The 17,652-nt window shown below is 68.9% G+C and carries 20 protein-coding genes; 8 read left to right on the top strand and 12 right to left on the bottom strand.

Annotated elements, in window-relative coordinates; all coding sequences use genetic code 11:
• Positions 1-179: 179 nt before the first annotated feature.
• From AB0O34_RS27860 to AB0O34_RS27850, 3 genes are all read right to left on the bottom strand, one after another.
• The gene (locus AB0O34_RS27860; protein ID WP_363920272.1) at positions 180-686 is read right to left on the bottom strand and encodes a hypothetical protein; all 507 of its coding nucleotides are present in this window, start codon (positions 684-686) and stop codon (positions 180-182) included.
• Between the two features lie 500 nt (positions 687-1,186).
• Positions 1,187-1,471 carry a hypothetical protein gene (locus AB0O34_RS27855; protein ID WP_363920270.1) on the bottom strand — a complete coding sequence of 95 codons (285 nt, stop codon included), beginning with the start codon at positions 1,469-1,471 and terminating at the stop codon, positions 1,187-1,189.
• 240 nt (positions 1,472-1,711) lie between these two features.
• Positions 1,712-1,858, bottom strand: a complete 147-nt coding sequence (locus AB0O34_RS27850; RefSeq protein WP_363920268.1) for a hypothetical protein — start codon at positions 1,856-1,858, stop codon at positions 1,712-1,714.
• A gap of 270 nt (positions 1,859-2,128) precedes the next feature.
• Here AB0O34_RS27850 and AB0O34_RS27845 point away from each other — a divergent pair, with 270 nt between their 5' ends.
• Together AB0O34_RS27845 and AB0O34_RS27840 are read left to right on the top strand one after the other, a co-directional pair.
• Complete coding sequence (locus AB0O34_RS27845) at positions 2,129-2,500, top strand: YciI family protein (RefSeq protein ID WP_363920266.1); 372 nt, start codon at positions 2,129-2,131, stop codon at positions 2,498-2,500.
• 664 nt (positions 2,501-3,164) lie between these two features.
• Complete coding sequence (locus AB0O34_RS27840) at positions 3,165-3,356, top strand: hypothetical protein (RefSeq protein ID WP_363920264.1); 192 nt, start codon at positions 3,165-3,167, stop codon at positions 3,354-3,356.
• 289 nt (positions 3,357-3,645) lie between these two features.
• Here AB0O34_RS27840 and AB0O34_RS27835 read toward each other — a convergent pair whose 3' ends face one another.
• Positions 3,646-4,224 (bottom strand): XRE family transcriptional regulator, encoded by a 579-nt coding sequence (locus AB0O34_RS27835; RefSeq protein WP_363920262.1) that lies wholly within the window; start codon positions 4,222-4,224, stop codon positions 3,646-3,648.
• Positions 4,225-4,375: 151 nt separating this feature from the next.
• Between AB0O34_RS27835 and AB0O34_RS27830 the strand changes: the two genes are divergently transcribed.
• The 5 genes from AB0O34_RS27830 to AB0O34_RS27810 all read left to right on the top strand — a co-directional run bounded on the left by AB0O34_RS27830 (position 4,376) and on the right by AB0O34_RS27810 (position 7,870).
• Positions 4,376-5,713 (top strand): FAD-dependent oxidoreductase, encoded by a 1,338-nt coding sequence (locus AB0O34_RS27830; RefSeq protein WP_363920260.1) that lies wholly within the window; start codon positions 4,376-4,378, stop codon positions 5,711-5,713.
• A gap of 1 nt (position 5,714) precedes the next feature.
• The gene (locus AB0O34_RS27825; RefSeq protein WP_363920258.1) at positions 5,715-5,969 is read left to right on the top strand and encodes a hypothetical protein; all 255 of its coding nucleotides are present in this window, start codon (positions 5,715-5,717) and stop codon (positions 5,967-5,969) included.
• A 74-nt stretch (positions 5,970-6,043) separates the two neighbouring features.
• Positions 6,044-6,535, top strand: a complete 492-nt coding sequence (locus AB0O34_RS27820; protein ID WP_363920256.1) for an MSMEG_0572/Sll0783 family nitrogen starvation response protein — start codon at positions 6,044-6,046, stop codon at positions 6,533-6,535.
• Positions 6,535-7,368, top strand: a complete 834-nt coding sequence (locus AB0O34_RS27815; RefSeq protein ID WP_363920254.1) for an amidohydrolase family protein — start codon at positions 6,535-6,537, stop codon at positions 7,366-7,368. Before AB0O34_RS27820 ends, AB0O34_RS27815 begins: the two co-directional genes overlap by 1 nt.
• Positions 7,369-7,456: 88 nt before the next feature.
• Positions 7,457-7,870 carry an OsmC family protein gene (locus tag AB0O34_RS27810; RefSeq protein ID WP_363920253.1) on the top strand — a complete coding sequence of 138 codons (414 nt, stop codon included), beginning with the start codon at positions 7,457-7,459 and terminating at the stop codon, positions 7,868-7,870.
• 130 nt (positions 7,871-8,000) lie between these two features.
• Here AB0O34_RS27810 and AB0O34_RS27805 read toward each other — a convergent pair whose 3' ends face one another.
• From AB0O34_RS27805 to AB0O34_RS27780, 6 genes are read right to left on the bottom strand one after another with little or no spacing between them, the layout of a single operon-like run.
• Positions 8,001-9,440, bottom strand: coding sequence for a DUF1116 domain-containing protein (locus tag AB0O34_RS27805; protein ID WP_363920252.1), 1,440 nt, complete (start codon positions 9,438-9,440; stop codon positions 8,001-8,003).
• A complete protein-coding gene (locus tag AB0O34_RS27800; RefSeq protein ID WP_363920250.1) occupies positions 9,427-10,977 on the bottom strand; it encodes an argininosuccinate lyase in 1,551 nt (516 codons plus the stop codon). Before AB0O34_RS27800 ends, AB0O34_RS27805 begins: the two co-directional genes overlap by 14 nt.
• Positions 10,967-11,959: a pyridoxal-phosphate dependent enzyme gene (locus AB0O34_RS27795; RefSeq protein ID WP_363920248.1), complete on the bottom strand. Its 993-nt coding sequence runs from the start codon at positions 11,957-11,959 to the stop codon at positions 10,967-10,969. Before AB0O34_RS27795 ends, AB0O34_RS27800 begins: the two co-directional genes overlap by 11 nt.
• On the bottom strand, positions 11,950-13,152 hold the full coding sequence (locus AB0O34_RS27790) for an adenylosuccinate lyase family protein (protein ID WP_363920246.1): 1,203 nt from the start codon (positions 13,150-13,152) through the stop codon (positions 11,950-11,952). Before AB0O34_RS27790 ends, AB0O34_RS27795 begins: the two co-directional genes overlap by 10 nt.
• The gene (locus AB0O34_RS27785; protein ID WP_363920244.1) at positions 13,149-14,066 is read right to left on the bottom strand and encodes a hypothetical protein; all 918 of its coding nucleotides are present in this window, start codon (positions 14,064-14,066) and stop codon (positions 13,149-13,151) included. Before AB0O34_RS27785 ends, AB0O34_RS27790 begins: the two co-directional genes overlap by 4 nt.
• The gene (locus AB0O34_RS27780; RefSeq protein WP_363920242.1) at positions 14,063-14,851 is read right to left on the bottom strand and encodes a phosphosulfolactate synthase; all 789 of its coding nucleotides are present in this window, start codon (positions 14,849-14,851) and stop codon (positions 14,063-14,065) included. The genes AB0O34_RS27785 and AB0O34_RS27780 overlap by 4 nt, the downstream gene beginning before the upstream one ends.
• 149 nt (positions 14,852-15,000) lie before the next feature.
• On the opposite strand from AB0O34_RS27780, the gene AB0O34_RS27775 reads away from it, so the two are divergent.
• Entirely contained in the window at positions 15,001-15,963 is a 963-nt protein-coding gene (locus AB0O34_RS27775; protein ID WP_363920240.1) for an AIR synthase related protein, read from the top strand.
• 32 nt (positions 15,964-15,995) lie between these two features.
• Here the strand turns inward: AB0O34_RS27775 and AB0O34_RS27770 are convergent, their stop codons facing one another.
• Together AB0O34_RS27770 and AB0O34_RS27765 are read right to left on the bottom strand one after the other, a co-directional pair.
• The gene (locus AB0O34_RS27770) at positions 15,996-16,493 is read right to left on the bottom strand and encodes an MSMEG_0567/Sll0786 family nitrogen starvation N-acetyltransferase (protein WP_363920238.1); all 498 of its coding nucleotides are present in this window, start codon (positions 16,491-16,493) and stop codon (positions 15,996-15,998) included.
• A complete protein-coding gene (locus AB0O34_RS27765; RefSeq protein WP_363920236.1) occupies positions 16,462-17,622 on the bottom strand; it encodes an MSMEG_0568 family radical SAM protein in 1,161 nt (386 codons plus the stop codon). The genes AB0O34_RS27770 and AB0O34_RS27765 overlap by 32 nt, the downstream gene beginning before the upstream one ends.
• Between the last annotated feature and the right edge of the window lie 30 nt (positions 17,623-17,652).

The raw sequence follows: 17,652 nt of genomic DNA, 5'->3' as shown, positions 1-17,652 counted from the left end.
GGCATCGCGGTGGCACCGGCCTGCGTCTCGACACTGTCCGCGCTCTCCCAGACAGTTCTGCCCCGCACGGGCGATCGCTTCCCCACCCACCAGCTCCACCACTTCCCCGGCCTCCGTTGACGGCGCGACCGTGCCGCACCTTCCGGGGGCGCTGACCCAGGCCGCCGGCGCGCTTCCCGTCACCCGCTCCAATCTTCAAGGCCCAGGTCAGGGATGGATTTCACGACTCGCTGTTCTCGCAAGATGAACGGCAGTTCCTCCAGCAGCCAGCTCGCCACGTGCTCCAGTTGCTCGGGGGAGTCACCGTCGCGGACGACCAGCAAGCGCTCTTGCTCATCGAGGTCACCCTGCATCCACACCGAGGCGTCCAACCACGGGGCAAGCTCCTCGCGGATGATGCCGGTGCCCTCGACCCAGATGAAGTCGGCACCGGCGGGGGCGGTGATCGATCCGGGCCGGTCGTGGGTGATCCAGGCATCAGGGCAGAAGTCCACCGCCTCACCGCGGTACAGGGGTTGCAGGATGTTCTCGACGAGCACGGCGCCCCAGTCGAAGTAGGCGTGGTTCCAGGCGATGTCGTCGGTGTGCACGATGGCGGAGGAGGTGAGGACACGAGTCCGGCCTGCCCGGACGGGCCGCCGGTCGCCTACCCAGGCGGAGCCCAGCAGACCGGCCCTCCGGAGCAAGCCCGTCTGTGCCGGTAGGACAACCAGTGGGCGAGGAAGCTCACCGGGAACATGGAACACGTGAAGACGGGCTTGCACCTCCGTCGCCGACCCGCTGCCGCTTCGCGGTGGGTCGAGGCAGACGGGGTGATCAGTCAGGGGCAGATGTGCGCGTCCGCGCGGGGATGTGCCGTTGGACAGCATCGCAGCACACCGTGAACCCGCTATGCCGGGGACACTCCACCTCCTGCGACGTCGGGCAGAAGTAGATATCGGAACAGCCGCAATCGAAGAAGTGCGGCAACGGATCGGGGAGACCGGGGGTCGACACGTCGTCAAGGATGCCCGATCACGAGAGATTGGCTGTACAGCCACGCGTACAGCCAAGGGCGCGAATCAGGGCGGACTTCAGCGGATACCAGGCGCCCCGGTCAAAGCCAACAACCTTGGTCAAGGCGTCTTCTTTCGATCCGCGGGTGCTGTGCACTACCGCCATAATGCGCAGATGCGCCGCTCTCCATCTACTCCACGTAGGTGCCACCCGGACGCATGACCACAGTCCGCGTCGCGGGAGCAATGGCTCCGCGGGGCACGCGATCGTTCACCGCGATGACCAACCGGAGTGCCCGATCGGCCTCGGGAAGCACGTAAGCCAGGACCTTGTACTCGCGTCCGTCCTCTCCGGTGATGTTCGCCCAGTCCTTATCGCCGTTCTCCTCCATGACCGCGAGTTCGTCATAGATCGCGATACGACGCCACCGTGACAGGTACTCCTCTGCGATCTTGGCTGCCACCTGCTCGTTCATCCCCCAGAGCCGCCCTTCGTCGTGCCATTAAGGAGGGTAACGAGGGGGCAACCACGGTCACTCATGACCGGTGCCAACCGCAGGTCAGCGGCCCTACGAGGCGCGATCCATGCGATTCCCAAGCTGACAGCGCGGGTTCGACTCCCGTCACCCGCTCCAACGACGAAAGCCCAGGTCAGGGATGCTTTCCAGACCCGGGCCTTGTTCGTCTCCTAGGGCTTGCCGATCTCTCGTGGCCCCTTACGCGCCCGATCCGTTCTCTTCCGCCTTCCGCATGGCCTCCTCGGCGAGCCTGCCCATGCCGTCCGCGATGACCCGGTCACGGCCGTCCTCCGTGTGCAGGTAGATGAGAGCGGCCCGTGTCGTGGAGTGGCCCATCCGGTTCATCAGTTCCCCGCAGCACGGCCCCCTTGGCACCCAGGAAGACGAACGCGTCCGGGTAGTCGGCCGTGTACGTGTCCATGTGAGCCATGTACGGCTTTGCGGCGACCGGTAGGCCCCCCGTGATGGGACCGCAACCATTCCAACAGGTAATTGGCGCCGAGCGGCGGAACTCCCGCGCAAAATCTGTTGCATAGCCTCGAATCCGGGGCGAGTCGTTCGTAGAACAGGCGAGAGGCGGGCCGCAGGAGGCCGCCGGAACAAGGGAGTCATGGGATGACCCAGTACTTGATCTCGTTCAATGACGGCGCGATGGACCACATCCCCGACGAGGACTGGGGCGACGTGGGCAAGGCCTCGCACGCGGTGGTCCAGGAGGCCGTGAACGCCGGCGTGTGGGTGTTCGGCGCCGGACTGGAAAGGCAGAGGGCGAGCATCGTGGCCACGGACGGGACGGTCGCTGACGGCCCTTACCCGGAGACCAAGGAGGTCATCGGCGGGTTCTTGGTCGTCGACGTGGCCTCACGCGAAGAGGCGCTGGCGTGGGCTGCCAAGACCGCCGTCGCTTGCCGCTGTGCGCAAGAGGTCCGGGAACTCATGCCCGACCCCGAAACAGACGCGATGCTCCGCCAGGCTGACAGGCGATGATGTCATCCCGACGACGTCTGATCGAAGAAGACTTACCACGTTGCAGCAAGACTTGCGTGGCAGCGGTTGACGACGCGGGTCTGCGGATCGACCTGAACTGGAACGCGAGGCGGTGACCCTGGGGATCGGGCGTGGGGCGACGCCCGATCCCCCGGATCTGGCCGGATCGCCGCAACCACTGATTGCCCAGTCCCCCATACGCTCCACCTTGATCGTCGTGCAATTAGCGCGCAATTAGACAAGGTGAAGAGGGGTCAACCACGGTCACTCAGGACCGGCCCCACGCCCAGGTCAGCGACCCTACGTGGCCGGATCCGTACGATTCCCAAGCTGAAGCGCGGGTTCGATTCCCGTCACCCGCTCCACTCTCATATAGGCCCTGACCAGGTCATTCCTAAGTCAAATCGATGCTCGTACGGCGCCCGTGGGTGCACTACCCGTCGGCACCCCCATGTTCGAGTGCGCTGCGAGTAGCCACGATCGGCGAATGGCCACAATCGAGACGCGCACTCGCGCCGACGGCACCGCTAGCTAAGGGGTGTGCGCGGAGGTTCTCATCATCCGGCCTGCCCGAAAGCTCCTTGACGAGCACGGGAACGAGGGACAGCAGCGCATATGTCAGCGTCTCGCGGTTCGGGCCGCCGAGTGCACCCAGCGAGCCGCCATGTTCGACTGGGCGAAGAAGGTCAGCCCGGAGTCGGCAGGCTTGGACATCGGCTCAGAAGGCCCCGCCTGTCAGGTCGAAGGCTTCCCCTCGCTTGGCCGCATGCCGCAGGTCGGGCACGTGGATCTCTCCTTTGCACCAACCTTCCAGCAAGTGACGTACGAAGGTGCCTTGCAGGACGCGTTCCGCTAGGGCAGGCGTCCGGTGACAATCTCGCAGTCGCTGGCGTGTTGGGCGCGGTCGGCCCGTATGAACCCACTGGCATGTATCGCGTGGGGCACCGACGGGCTGCTTGTCAACGGGTCCGGCGCCTCCTGGTTCTCCATGGAAGGCCTCGCCGTGCTGCTGTTCGACGAGGCCGAACACCCGCCACCGCCGCACCCGATTCATCGTCGGCTATTGACGCCGACGCCTGATCGTCCTCCACGTGTGACCGGCCCGTGGTGGCCATGAGAAGTTCGCACCCATCTCCATGGACGGCTCACTGTTGTGGGCGCACCGCCATCCAGATCACCACGGCGTTCGCGTCGCCGGGGTTCCGCCAGAAGTGCGTCTGGTGAGTGAGGAAGTGGAGGGCGTCACCCGGCTTGAGCACATGCGTTACCTCGCCGACCCGGAACTCGAGCTCGCCCGACACCAAGTAGACGAGCTCCTCGCCAGGGTGCTGCAACAGCTTGCTGCCGCTGCTCGCTCCCGGGATCACGGTGGCCACTGCCGCGGCGACCAGGAACTCTCCATAAGGTCCGCTGATCCCGCCGAGGTCGATCCCGGCGTGTGAGGTGTAGATCGAGCGTCTGCCATCGGCCGGGGTGAACACCGTCGGGTAGTTGTCGTCGTCCTCCTCCTCAACGAAGTAGGCAACGGGCCGGCCGAGCGCTGCGGCGATCTTAAGCAGTGTGGTGATCGTCGGCACCATGTCAGACTGCTCGATCTTGTGAATCGTGGCCGCCGAGACATCCGCGCGCTCCGCGAGCGACTGCAGCGAGTAGCCGTTCTGCTTGCGAAGTGCCTTGATCTTCGGGCCGATGCCGGAGACGACGGCGGCTACTCGTCCGCTCACTTTGCGCCTCCGATGCGTATACCGAGTTTCGCACCCCGTAACGAGCACCCCTCTATACCTTGACGGCGACGACCAGGTACGTCAAGTATGGTGAACGGAAAGTTGCGCATGCTCAATGCGATCGAGCCTCCCCAAGGAGAACCGAAGTCAGATGCCCAGGCGAATCGTAGTGGTAGGCGGCGGAGCCGCAGGGATGGGTGCCGCCGGCGCCGCGAAAGGTACCGACCCGGACGCCGAGGTCATCGTCTTCACCGACTATGAGGACGCGGCCTACAGCCCTTGCGGGATCCCCTACGTCCACGGGCGTGAGATCGCCAGCTTCGACTCCCTGTTCATGGCGACCAAGCAGCACTACATCGACCAGGGCATCGACATTCGCTACGAGACGGCCGTCGTCTCCATCGACGTGAAGGCCAAGACGGTGACCGCGGCGGACGAGACGGTCGAGCGCTACGACTCGCTGGTGCTGGCGGCCGGGTTCACCTATGCCGACCCGGGGGTGCCGGGGGGCGACCTCGGCAACATCTACTACGTCAAGAACATCCGTCAGGCGATGGAGTGGGACAAGGTCCTGGACACGGTGAAGACCGCGGTCGTCGACGAGGCGACGCCGCTCGGCGCCGAGATGGTCACCGCGCTCGCGCATCGCGGCATCGAGACCCACCTGGTCGACCCCGCGCCCTGGGCCATGTCCATGGCCACTGATCCGGACATCATGCAGCCGGTCGAGGAGTCCTGGGTCGAGATGGGCGCCAAGCTGCATTTCAACACCAAGGTCACTGGCTTCGTCGGGAAGAACGGCAAGCTTACCAAGGTGACCACCTCGGAGGGGGACATCCCGGCCGATCTGGCGGTGGTGGCCACGAAGAAGACGCCCAACACCATCCTCGCAACCGCGGCCGGCATCAAGACCGGCATGAGCGGAGGCGTCATCGTCGACGGGAGGATGCGCACCTCGGCTCCGGACGTGTACGCGGCGGGCGACTGCACCGAGATCCCGCACGGCGTCTCCAACGTCCCGATCCAGGGGCTGTCCGGCAGCCACGCCTACGCACAGGGCAAGGTCGCCGGAGTGAACGCCGCGGGCGGGGTCCGCGAGTACCGTGCCGTCTACGTCCCCTGGGGCATGGTCGCCGGCAAGTGGATGATCGGCGGGGTGTCCTTCAGTGAGACGCTGGCCACCGCGCTCGGCGTCCCCTTCATCGTGGGCACCGCCCAGGGCATCTCCCGTGCGCGCTACTACCCCGACGTCAAGCCGGTCAAGGTCAAGCTCCTCGCCGAACCCGAGCACCTCCGGCTGATCGGAGCCCAGCTCGTCGGCGGTGAGGGCATCAAGGAACGCGCCGACTTCCTCGCCATGGCGGTGCGCACCGGGATCACGATCAACGATCTGGCGACCATGGAGAACGTCTACAGCCCGCCGATCGGCGCGCTCAACGAGCCGATCGCGCTCGCGGCCCAGAACGCGCTCACGAAGGCGAGGGGCTGAGATGGGCCTGACGCGTTGGGTTCGCGCGAGGTCTGAGCACTACCTGATGGTCGACGCGCAGGACAGGGTGGGCACCCGCCTCGGCGGCAGGCGCCCCCACCCGCCGCGCGGCGGCGAGATCTTCTGGCGCCGGGTCTACGTCCCGATCTTTCACCGGCTGCCCCTGAAGCTGCGCAGCTCGATCATCGCGCGCATGCCGGGAAGCCACCAGCAGGCTTGGACACCTCAACCACCGTCCAAGGGTCCCGCGATCTGACGCGGGATCCGGCACTTCGGGGGGCCTGATACGACACCAGGTCCTCCGCACTGCACATAGCACAAAGGAGTGACATGTCTTCCAAGACCGTAACCGTCGCCACCCCCGTGGACGGGGATGTCCTGTGGGACACGAGCGAGAAGGTATTCGAGGACATCAGGGCCGAGGAGGGCGAGAAGGCCACGGTCTTCATCCACTCGGTGCCGTTCGAGGGCTCGGTCTCCCTCGTCAACCTGATGACCTCCACGCGTCTCCAGCGCAAGGGGTTCAAGCTGACGATCGTCCTCTACGGGCCCGCCGTGCTGCTGGCCGCTGCCGGCCGCGGCTACCCGGCCGTCGGCAAGGAGGGCTTCCCGGGCAACCTGGCGGTCAACAGGCAGCTCAAGACCCTCCTCGATGAGGGTGCCACCATCTACGCCTGCCGCTTCGCCATGGGTGCCCTGTATGGCATGCGCGAGGACGACCTGATCCCGGGCGTGAAGGCGTTCAACCCGCTGGACGTGCTCGACTCCGCGCTGACCGCGTGGCGGGAGCGCCACTTCCAGCTCAACACCTGGACCATGTGATGGCCAAGGGACCGTCGCGCCACATCGACGCGCATCGCCACATCGGTGTGCTGCCCGCGTTTCCGTTCTACGGCGGCCCTCCGGTCAACCCGGACGTGAACGCCCGTGCCACGATCGAAGAGCTGATCGCGGACATGGACCGGGAGGGCACCGAGCGAGCGTTGGTGATTCCGAACTACGGAGTCCCCGACCCGAGCCACTCCTTCGCGCTCAACGACCTCGTGCTCGAGGCGTCCGCCAAGAGCGACCGCATCAGCGCCGCCCTGTGGGCCTCGCCCCGACCGCAGGACGCCGAGCTGACCGACAGGTCGCTCGCGCTCGCCTCCGAGAGCGGGGTCAAGGCCATCAAGATCAGTTTCTTGCTCGGAGGATCGGCGGAGGACCCCGAGTGCCAGGTCCAGCTCGACAAGGTGTTCGCCACCGCGAAGGCCAACAACCTCGTCGTCCACGTGCACACCTCGCCGGGTGCGGCCTCGGACATCGACAAGGTCGGCCTGCTCGTGGAGCGTTACGCCGATGAGACGCCGATCCACCTCGTCCACTTCGGCGGCGGGGTGAGCGGCCACATCAAGCTCATCGGCACGCGGTTCTTCGACTGGATCGAGGCCGGCAAGAAGGTATACACCGACCTGACCTGGTCGGTGGGCTTCGCGCCGCAGTGGCTCGCCCGCGAGATCGACCGGCGCGGCATCGGCGGAGACCGCGTGCTGTTCGCCTCCGACCAGCCGTGGGGCGAGTTCGCCGGCGAGTACGCCCGACTGGTCGACGCCACGGGTGGCGGAGAATTGACCGGGTTGGTCTTCCACGACAACTACGAACGGCTTTACGGCTGACCCTGCTGGCCCAGGAATCCCAGGCGCCCCCGCCTGGGATTCCTGGTTTCCGGGGTGAAACCGACCCGAGCACCGAAGGGAGCGAGCTTTGGCACGATCGGGAGACTCGAACGACGTGGTCGCGCGATGGGAGGGCGGCTGGCGCGCGACCGTCACCGCCGGACCGTTCTCCTTCACCGTTGACGAGCCCGAGGACGTCGGCGGGACGTTCACCGGTCCGATGCCGACCGAGTACTTCCTGGGATCGCTCGCGTCCTGTTACGCGCTGGCGCTGGCGTGGTGCGCCCGCAAGCGCGGGATCGAGCTGCCTGACCTGTCGGTCTCGGCGACCGGGGAGTACGACGGACCGAGCTTCAGCGGGATCCGGCTGCACGTGCGCTCCAGCCTCCCGGCGGAGCGGCTCCAGCCGCTGCTCGCCCCGGCCTCCCGGGTCTGCTATGTCTCCAACACCCTCGCCCGCACGCCCCGGGTCGAGGTGGAAACGGGCGGCGCCGACAGCTGAAGGCACACCGGGAACGGCAGCCCGGTGAGCCCTCGAACGTCGTGACCGGCGGGACGTCCTCCCGATGCGGTTGACGGGCTCGGTGCCCCGAAGACGCATCGAGGAGGACGTCCGTGTCCGGCGGTGCCGGTCAGGCCTCGCCGGTGAGCTTCGCGTCCAGCGCCAGCAGGGCCTCGGCGAATACCTTTATCGGCGCCTCCGCGACCCCGGCACCAACCTGGCCGCTTCCGTCGGCGTTGTGCAGGATGCCCGTCGTCACCTGTGGGGTGATGCCCAGTTCGACGACCTTGCGTACGTCGACCCCCAGCGGCGACCCCTTCATTCCCCAGAACGGGATCACGAAGCGGCTGGAGTTGCCGACGCACACCTCGTCCAACTGCGCGGTCAGCTCGGCGGCGTGTGCCATCGTGCCACCGACGATCTGCGCCACCGCCGGCGAACCGGCCGCGGCGGCCCCTCCGAGCCCGACCAGCTCCAGCACCGCGCTGTCGCCGATGTCGGGGGCGGCGTCGGCCTCGCTGCGGCCGGGCTGGTAGAGCGCGCGCCCCACCATCGGCGCGGGAGCGGTGAACCACTCGGAGGAGCGTCCGGCCAGCCAGGCGGCGAAGTCAGTGCCGTTACGCGCCATGCCGGTCACGACCGAGCTGTTCTCCACCTGGGCGGCCCAGGTGGTCAGCGCCCGTGCGGCCGCCATGGCCAGGCTGAGGAACAGCAGGTGGTTGCCGGACAGGAAGGTCGCCGACTCGTGCCGCCGCGGATGGTCGCCCGCCACCAGCGCGGGCAGCAGGTTACGCAGCAGCAGATTGGTCGCGGCCTGGGTTCGGACATGGACGTCGTCGCCCATCGCCACCGCCTGCGCCGCGAGGGACATCACGTCGACCGATCCGTACTCCCGGACGGCGGCGGCCAGCGCCGGACCGACCGCCTCCCGCAGCAGGACGAGGCGCGCGATCGCGCCCGGCGTGTCCCGGCCGAACCACGCGACGTCCCCCGACCCCTGGCCGATCGGAGCGTAGGCGCGGATGCCCGCCTCGGCGAGCTCGACCTCCCAGACAGGCGTGGTAGGCCCCATCGACGTCGCCATCGGGACCACCGTACCGTGGGCGTTGGCCGGCTCGAGGCGCACCGTGCCGTCCCGGAGCAGGGCGTCCGCCTCCTCGGGGGTTCGCGCCCACCCCTCGGCGCAGACGGCGGCCCGCATCGAACGGCGCAGCGGGTCCGTGGCGTTCTCGATCGAGATCCGCGGTCCGCAGTGCAGCAGGACCCTGCCCTGCGCCAGCACCGGGATCACGTCGGCGGCGGTCCGCACGGCGACCAGCTGGGGTGCTCCGCGGTCCAGCCGCCGGAACACCTCCTCATTGGCGGCATCGATCGTACGCGCGTGCGGGCCGTACAGCCGCCGGAGCGCGGCGACCACCACGGGATCGCCGCCTCCCGGAATACGCCAGTCCACCTGGACGACCGGGCGTTCCTGCTGCCTGATCGCCTCCGCGAACAAGGGGAGCCCGACGTTGACCACGTTGACCTTCTCGGGAACGTGTACCGGGGCGACGATCTCAGCTGTTGTCATCACTCTTGCTTTCTTCGACGAATTCCTCGGCTTCGGCCACCAGTGCGGCCTCCGCCCGCTCGAAGGAGTCGCGCTGGGCTTTCGCACGGTCCCGGAGCGACTCCGCTTTCTTGACGCACTCCGCCGCCATGGCCTCGACCACGGACGGGGCCGCGCCACCGGCCAGCGTCCGCGTCTCGACGATGAGCCGGGGATCGAGGATCTCGCTGAGGTCCTGGCCTTCCAGCCCCAGGGAGATCCCCGCGTACTGCTGGGCCGCGGCCTCCAACCGCGTCCCGTCGATGTCGATCCCGCGCAGCCCCTCCCGGCTCGCCTCGCGCACGGCCAGGCCGACCACCTGGTATGCGGTCCGGTAGTCCACATGGCAGGTCTGCATGACGAACTCCGCCAGGTCCGTCGCCTGGCTGAAGCCGGACTCCAGGGCCGTCCACATCTTGTCGGCGTTGACGGTGAGGGTTCGGATGACCCCGCTGGTCAGCCGCGTCGTGCGGTGGGCCAGGTCTAGCGCGCGCGGGATCTCGCCATACGCGTAGATCAGGTTGTCGCTTCGCGCCGACGGGCTCTTGCTGACCGCGAGGAAGCCGGTGAGGCGACCGATCAGCGTGCCGGCGGCTCCGCGGATGATCGACAGGGCGTACGGGTTGCGTTTCTGCGGCATGAGCACGCTGGAGCGGCTGTACCCGTCGGCGACGGTCACGTAGTCGAACTCGTTGCTCGCCCAGATCTCCAGGTCTTCCGCCAGCTTGCTCTGGGTGGTGAGCAGGCTGGACGCGTGGGAGAGCGCCGCGACAAGCCCGTCGATCTGCCACATGGCGTCGCGGGTGTGCTCGATGAAGCCCTCGAACCCCAGCAGGGAGGCGACCCGGCTCCGGTCGGCCAGCAGGCGGCTGCCGTTGACGCAGCCCGCGCCGCCCGGGCTCGTGTTGACCCACGCGAAGGCGTCCATGAGCCGTTCCGCGTCCCGCAGGACCGGGTAGGCGAAGCTGACGAGGTAGTGGCCGAACGTGGAGGGCTGCGCGTGCTGGAGGTAGGTCTGGTCGGGCAGCCAGGTCCTGCTGTGCCGCCCCGCCACCACCGCGATGGTCCGCGCGAGCTCCGCCGCGTCCTCGACCAGGTCCTCCAGGACGCTGCGTACGTGGAGACGGAGCGCGATGCGTACGGCCTCCCGCCTGGGCCGCCCGGCGTGCAGCCAGCCCGCGTCGTCCCCGATCTGCGCGGTGAAGTGCCGCTCCCGCGAGTTGTACGGCTCGCCGTACGCCGGGTCGTAGGGGAAGTCGTCGGCGGAGGTGCGCACGGAACGGAGCAGCACCCCCATGAGCTTCTCGGCGGCGGTTCGGGGGATGACCCCGCGTTCGTGCAGATCGATGACATGCGCGATGTCAGCGAGGTTGAGGCCGGCGTGCAGCAGCGGCGCGTCGGCGTTCTCGAGCATGAATCCGCTGTCGATCAGTTCCTGAGCGGGACCGCCCACCGGTGGCCCCAGCCGATCGGGCCCGCCTCGGGCCGAAGGGCCGGACGGCAGTTCATCATTGATCATCGTGACTCCATCCCGCGACGGCGTCGAGCAGGCCGCCGGTGTGCCAGAAGACTGTCGTGTGGTCGGGGTCGGAGCGCCGGTCCCCGAGGATCCGCGTGACCGCGCCCAGCGCCTTCGCCGAGTACACCGGGTCGACGACGATCCCCGAGGTGCGCAGGGCGAGCCAGGCCGCACGCTCGCCCTCTTCGGAGGGGCGCCCATGCCCGGGACCGCGGGCGTCGTCCAGGGTGACGTCCGTCTCCCGGGGGAGCTCGGTGCCCATCAGCCGGGCGCACCCTCTGCTGAGTTCGAGGACCCGGCGAGCGGTCTCTTCCGGTGGCCGGCTGACCGACGCCCCGCACATCCGCAGTCGCCGCCCCAGCGCCACCGCCCCGGCGACGAGGCCGGCGAGCGTCCCTCCGGAACCGGTGCCCACGACGACGGTGGCGGGCCCGTCCAGCTGGGCGTCGAGTTCCGCCGCCGCCAGATGGAACCCGGCGGAGCCGAGCGGGGTAGCTCCACCGCGTGGCACCACGAAAGGCGTCCGGCCCTCCCGGATGAGCTCGGCCGCGACCTTCTCCATCACGGCGTCCACCGAGGAGCGGTCGGCGTCGTGCGTCCACCGTACCCCGGCGCCCCAGTGGACTGCCGCGGCCTGGTTGGGGTGCCGGACAGGTGAAGGTGAGCCGGCGTAGACGAGCACACACCGAAGGCCGGCCCAGGCGGCGGCCGCGGCCGCCGCCTGGCAGAAGTTCGAACCCGGCGTCCCCCCGGTCACCAGGACGTCGGCTCCGGACGAGCACATGCCGGCGATGAGCATCTCCAGCTGGCGTGCCTTGTTGCCGGCGACCGCGAAGCCGGTGAGGTCGTCGCGCTTAAGCAGCAGCCGGCCGCGCATGCCCAGCGCCTCCGCCAGCCGCGGCGCCTCATGGAGAGGCGTGGGCAGTGCGGCGAGGCCGGCGCGGCGAGGGGTCGTTCCCGTGTGATCCGGCTTCACGGCCATGAGGGCGACTCCTCGGCCCTGGCGCGCCGCGCGCGGGCCACGACCAGGTCCACCATCTCGACGGCGAAACCCGGGTCCGACGGGTTCTGCGTATCGCCGAGGTGTGTGCGCAGGTTGGCCGCCATCCGATCGGAGTGCACCTCGAGCCCTTCGACCAGTTCGACGCCGAGCGCGAGCGCCTTGCCGGCCAGCAGGCAGACCTCCGGCAGGGCGACCCACTCCGCCTTCCAGGCACGCCCGTCGCGCTCGTGCTGGCTGACGACCGACTCCAGGAGAACGCCTGCGTTGGCGCGGACCAGGCGGGCGAGCGTGTTCAGGTGCTCGCTGCCCTCCGGGTTCCGCTTGTGGTGCATGGTGATGCTGCCGATCGCTCCGGCTGCTCGCGGCTCGCCGAGCTCCCCGATCTCCGGACGCTGGAGCTCGTAGACCTCCTCGCCGATCCGGGCGAGCGTGCCGGTGATCAGGGCCAGCAGGCCGCCGAACTCGGCGATCCTGTCGCGGGCGCTCAACCAGGAGATGACCGGGTCGGCGAGCCCCAGTTCCGCGGCGAACCGTGCCCGGACGGCCAGCCCGCGGTCGCCGTAGGCGACGAGGGTGCCGATGCCGCCGCCAAGCTGTGCCACCAGCCATCGCGGAGCGCCCTCGCGCATCCGGTCGAGATGCCGCCGGATCTCGTCCGCCCAGGACGCCGCCTTCCAGCCGAACGTCGCCGGCGCCCCCGGCTGACCGTGGGTCCGGCCCGCGATCGGCGTCTCGCGGTGTTCGACGGCCAGCTCGACGAGCCGCTCCTCGATGCGGCGCAGGTCGCGCCAGACGATGCCGCCGACGGTGCGGACGGCCACCGACGTCCAGGTGTCCGTGACGTCCTGCACGGTCGCCCCGACGTAGACGTGCTCACCCGCCGCTTCGGGCAGCATGCGACGCAGCTCGTGGATCAGGCCCAGGGTCGAGTGCCCCGTCTCCCGGGTGCCCCGCGCGATCCGGTCGAGGTCGAGCCGGTCGGCGCGCAGCTCGTCGGTGATGACCGAGGCGGCGTGGGCGGGGATGAGTCCCTCCGCCGCCTGTGCCCTGGCCAGCGCGGCGAGGACATCGAGCCACCCTTGCAGCCGGGCCCGCTCCTCGAAGATCTGCCGCAGCTCGTCCGTGCCCCACAGGTGGGCGTAGGCCGACGAGTCCGCGATCCGCGCGGTCACGACGCGCCCCCGTTCCGCTCCGTACCTGAGCCGATTTTCCCGGCCAGCTCCGACGCGGTGGCCAGACCCTCCGCTACCAGCGTGAACGACGCTCCCCAGGGCACCACGACCGTGTCGCCGCGTGTCTCGATGTTCTCCTCCAGCAGGCAGCACTTGGTGAGCCGGGCCTCGCCGGGGGGAAGCGGCAGCGTGGCCGCCAGGGCTGTGGGACAGATGTCGATCTGGCGCAGGTTCGCCGCCTGATCCGGATAGAAGTGGTCGTGGATGGCACGTGAGCGGGCACAGCCGAGCAGGACCCAGTCCGCCTGCGGCGGCACCTCGTCGAGATAGGAGATCTCGGCGCCCGCGACCGACATGCCACCCCCGCGGCAGGGCAGCAGGTAGTGCTCGGCCGGTTCGGTGGCGGCGAGTTTCTCCAGGTCAACGACTTGTGGCACGCATTCCGTCGCGGGCAGTTCCTCGGCTGTGTCCGCGATCCGCTGGACCTGGTCGTACAGCTTGGCCGGCCACGGAGGCGCCACGTCGAGCACGTGCACCCGGCGCGGGGCGGGGTCCAGGATGAAGTTGACGTGCTCGTAACGCCCGCGCACGATCACGCAGCGCGGCGTCCCGGGGAGCTCGCGCGCCGCGCGGAGCAGCTGGCTGGGCACGGCGGTGTCGATGTCGGGCCGGTCGACGAACACCGTCTCGGCCGGCCCGGCCAGCACACGTGCGTCGGTGACGCCCACGAACAGCTCGACCTCGCCGGCCCTGGTCAGCTCGACCACGGCGTACGCGTCCCGGCTCCGGGCCACCACGAAGCGCGTCCTGCGGTAGACCTGCCGGTTGAGAAAGAACGTCCGCAGGGAGTCGTCGTCGAGATCCACCGCCACGTCGGTGAACGCCACGGTTCGGTACTGATGCGGGATCATCATGACCTCTCCACTCCCGCGCGCACCTCTTCGCACCTGGGCAGCGTCTCGACGGTGTCGGACCGCAGGCCCAGCCGGAGCGTCTCGACGGCCAGCGCATCGGCGGGCTGAATGTTGCCGAGGTTGACGTTCGCGCCATAGCGCCTGATCAACCATGCCTGCTGCGCCCTGCGCGGGGCCTCGAACAGGGCGGCCCCGAGGCCGACTGCGGATACTACGGCGTCCGCGATGTCGGCACGCACCCTGCCCTCGGCGTCGAACAGGCCGACGGTGCCGCTCTCGCGCCCCTCCGTCAGTACCCAGGTGGCGCCCGCCTCCGTATCGGCCCGCGCATCCGCGGCCCACTCCCTGGCCGAGGGCGCCACGGCGGGATCCTTGAGCCCGACCTCGGACAGGACGAGGAACCGGGAGGCGGCAGCGTCGATGATCTTGTCTTTGTCCGTCCGCGACATCTCCACCGAGCCGCAGGAAACCTCGACACACGGGAAGCCCGCGGCCTCGGCCCAGTCCATGAACCTGTCCAGCACGCCCTGCAGCCACGAGATCTCCAGCAGAGTGCCGCCCGTGCAGGCGAGCACCTGGTGCGCGGCCAGCAGGTCGAGCTTCTCGCCGAGCGACGGGTCGACGTAGGCGGTTCCCCAGCCGAATTTCCACAGGTCGATGCTCGCGGCAGCGACCGCCAGCCGCTGCTCCACCTCGGCCACGGACATGCCGTTGTCGAGGACATGGGAGACGCCGCACCGGCGAGGCTTCTCCACGCGGGGCGGTAGCGCAAGGAAGTCGGGCACCGCCGAGGTCAGGCCCCGATCGGAGGTACGGTCTCGGGTAGGTTGTCCTATCACGGAAACGGCTTCCTCACTAGTTGATATGACGCCGTTGTCGGCCTTTGGCCCCAACATTAATTTCGCCCCAATTTGTACCGAACGGAGGAGCCACCTTGCCCACACGCAACACTCGTGATCTTGAAGGACTGGCGCGCCGGCTCCGGAGCCTGCCCGGTGTCACGGCCAAGAACTCCATCGGAGTGGTCGCCGATGTTTTCGGCGGCGGGGACTGGTGGGCCGGTCCCGGTGACGACGGAGCCGTCGTGCACGACCGGGGACGCAATCTGATCGTGGGGGGTGAGGCGATGCTGCCCGCCTTCGTCGCCAAGGACCCGTACGGCGCGGGCATCGCGGCGGTCCTCGCGAACGTGAACGACCTCGCCGCCATGGGGGCCCGGCCACTCGCGATCGTCGACACGGTGACCGGCCCGCGCGACGTCGCCAAGGCCGTTCTCGAAGGCCTGAAGTGGGCCGCCGAGGTGTATGAGGTGCCGATCGTCGGCGGGCACCTCACCGAGACGGACGGCCCGCCCAGCCTGTCGGCGTTCGGGCTGGGCGCCGCGGACCTTGTGCTCTCGGCGATCCACGCCGAGCCGGGCCAGGCACTTGTCCTCGCCTGCTGCCTCGACGGGAGGATGCGGGAGGACTTCCTGTTCTTCCCGTCGTTCGAGGAACGTGGCGAACGTCTCGCGGGTGACGTCCGCACCCTGGCCGAGGTCGCGGAGCGGGGTGCCGCCGTGGCCGCCAAGGACGTGAGCATGGCCGGAATGATCGGCTCGCTGGCCATGCTCCTGGAGGCGCGCAAGCTCGGCGTCCAGGTCGATCTGGACGTGCTTCCGGTGCCCGCGGGGGTGCCGATCGGGGACTGGCTGTCCTGCTTCCCCTGCTTCGCGTTCCTGCTGACGACACCGGCCGAGAAGGTAGCGGAATGCCTTGAGGCGTTCACCTCCCGCGGCCTCACCGCTCAGCGGATCGGGACGCTGGACGACACCGGTGAGGTGCGCATCGGCGACGCCTCCGGATCGGTGGTCGTCTTCGATCTGACGCGGGAGTCGGTGACCCGGCTGGCTCGCTGAGGCGGCACGGGCCTGCCTGCCGTACGAGGTCGTCACGTGAGGTCGATGCTCATCTGCTGGTGCGGTACGCCCACGTACGGTACCGGCTCACCGACCCTCGACCAGCCGAGCCTGCGGAAGAAGGTCACGTTCGTGAGCTGCACAAAGGCGACCATGCGGTCGCCGCCCGCGGACGCCGCGGTCGTGACCGCGTACCTGACCAGCGGCCCGCCCAGCATCAGATGACGATGCCCGGGCAGGACCGCCAGCCGATCCCCCTTCCACAGCACCTGATCGCCGTCCGGCGAGGGCACGCGGTACAACCGGACGGTGCCGATCGGGACGCCGTTCGCGTATCCGACCACGTGGTGGGTCGTGGGATCGCGATCGAACCCGTCCTGGTCGGTCCGCTCGAACAGCCCCTGTTCTTCGACGAAGACCGCGTGCCGAATCCTCGCGTGCTGCGCCAGCTCGTCCGGTGTGACCACAGACCGGCAGAGGATCGCCGGCGCGCCGAGATCAGACGACGAGCGGGAGAGCCGTGCGCCCATCAGCCAGACCCTTCGTCGAACCCGAACCGAGACGTTCGAGCGCCGCCATCCCGGAGCAGGCCTGACAACGTGCGCAGCCGGCCTTGGTCCCGGCCGCGGTGAGCCCGCGCCGCAACATATGCGGGACGATCTGCCGGTAGATCCCCTCGACGTACGCCGAGGACGGCGGAAGCACGTCCTCCATGAGGCTGCCGGGCACCGGGCGCAGCGGGACGATGAACGGGTAGACCCCGATGTCCACCGCGCGCTTGCACATCTCGACCGTGATCTCGGCGTCCTCGCCCATGCCCAGGATCACGTACGTGGACACCTGGCCCGCGCCGAAGACCTCGACGGCACGTTCCCAGGCGGTGAAGTACGCCTCGATGCCCCATCGCGCCTTGCCCGGCGCGATCTCCGCGAGCACCTTGGAATCGAAGGTCTCCACGTGGATGCCGACGGAGTCGACGCCCATGTCCCGGACGCGGTTGATCACGTCGAGGTCGGAGGGCGGCTCGAACTGGACCTGCACCGGCAGTCCGGACGCCTCCTTCACCGCCTTGGCGCACTTGCCCACGTAGAGCGCGCCGCGGTCGGGGGTGGCGGTGCTGCCTGTCGTCAGCGTCGCGTCGACGGCGCCGTCGAGATCCCGCGCCGCCACCGACACCTCCGCCAGCATCTCAGGCGTCTTCTTCGCGATGGTGCGGCCGGCGTCGAGGGAGACCCCGATGCCGCAGAACTTGCACTGGTCGGAGTTCCCCCAGTAGGCGCAGGTCTGCAAGACCGTGCTCGCCAGGGAGTCGAGGTGCATCAGGGCGATCTTCCAGTAGGGGACGCCGTCCGCGGTCTCCATGTCGTAGTACTTGGGCCGTGACGCGAGCGACGCGTCAGCCAGCCGGACCGAGCCCTCGTAGACGCCGAAGCCGTCGTCCTCCCGCCGCAGTGCGTACGGCGAGTCCTTCACGTAGCCGGCCGCGGTCGGGACGGTGACGGGTGCTCCGTTGATCCACAGCATCCCCGCGTCGGCGGGGCCGGCGCCACCCTCGCGCGCCCCGATCGACCCGTCGGTGCGCAGCCCCAGACTCTGGAGTTTGACGATCAGCTCGGCGGTCTCCGTCGCGTCGGCTACTCGATCGTTCGCCTCGGTCATGTCATAGCTCCTTGCCGGGTCGCCCGCACA

Source organism: Sphaerisporangium sp. NPDC088356 (assembly GCF_040685555.1).
Taxonomy (GTDB): domain Bacteria; phylum Actinomycetota; class Actinomycetes; order Streptosporangiales; family Streptosporangiaceae; genus Sphaerisporangium.
Note: the sequence above shows the minus strand (reverse complement) of the source record. Positions and strands in the feature narration are given on the sequence as shown.

Coding starts and splice junctions, on each gene's coding strand:
- AB0O34_RS27825 (WP_363920258.1), top strand. CDS start 5,715: ATGGGCCTGACGCGTTGGGTTCGCGCGAGGTCTGAGCACTACCTGATG.
- AB0O34_RS27815 (WP_363920254.1), top strand. CDS start 6,535: ATGGCCAAGGGACCGTCGCGCCACATCGACGCGCATCGCCACATCGGT.
- AB0O34_RS27785 (WP_363920244.1), bottom strand. CDS start 14,066: ATGATGATCCCGCATCAGTACCGAACCGTGGCGTTCACCGACGTGGCG.
- AB0O34_RS27855 (WP_363920270.1), bottom strand. CDS start 1,471: ATGAACGAGCAGGTGGCAGCCAAGATCGCAGAGGAGTACCTGTCACGG.
- AB0O34_RS27840 (WP_363920264.1), top strand. CDS start 3,165: ATGTTCGACTGGGCGAAGAAGGTCAGCCCGGAGTCGGCAGGCTTGGAC.
- AB0O34_RS27800 (WP_363920250.1), bottom strand. CDS start 10,977: ATGATCAATGATGAACTGCCGTCCGGCCCTTCGGCCCGAGGCGGGCCC.
- AB0O34_RS27845 (WP_363920266.1), top strand. CDS start 2,129: ATGACCCAGTACTTGATCTCGTTCAATGACGGCGCGATGGACCACATC.
- AB0O34_RS27795 (WP_363920248.1), bottom strand. CDS start 11,959: ATGGCCGTGAAGCCGGATCACACGGGAACGACCCCTCGCCGCGCCGGC.
- AB0O34_RS27765 (WP_363920236.1), bottom strand. CDS start 17,622: ATGACCGAGGCGAACGATCGAGTAGCCGACGCGACGGAGACCGCCGAG.
- AB0O34_RS27770 (WP_363920238.1), bottom strand. CDS start 16,493: ATGGGCGCACGGCTCTCCCGCTCGTCGTCTGATCTCGGCGCGCCGGCG.
- AB0O34_RS27850 (WP_363920268.1), bottom strand. CDS start 1,858: ATGAACCGGATGGGCCACTCCACGACACGGGCCGCTCTCATCTACCTG.
- AB0O34_RS27830 (WP_363920260.1), top strand. CDS start 4,376: ATGCCCAGGCGAATCGTAGTGGTAGGCGGCGGAGCCGCAGGGATGGGT.
- AB0O34_RS27805 (WP_363920252.1), bottom strand. CDS start 9,440: ATGACAACAGCTGAGATCGTCGCCCCGGTACACGTTCCCGAGAAGGTC.
- AB0O34_RS27820 (WP_363920256.1), top strand. CDS start 6,044: ATGTCTTCCAAGACCGTAACCGTCGCCACCCCCGTGGACGGGGATGTC.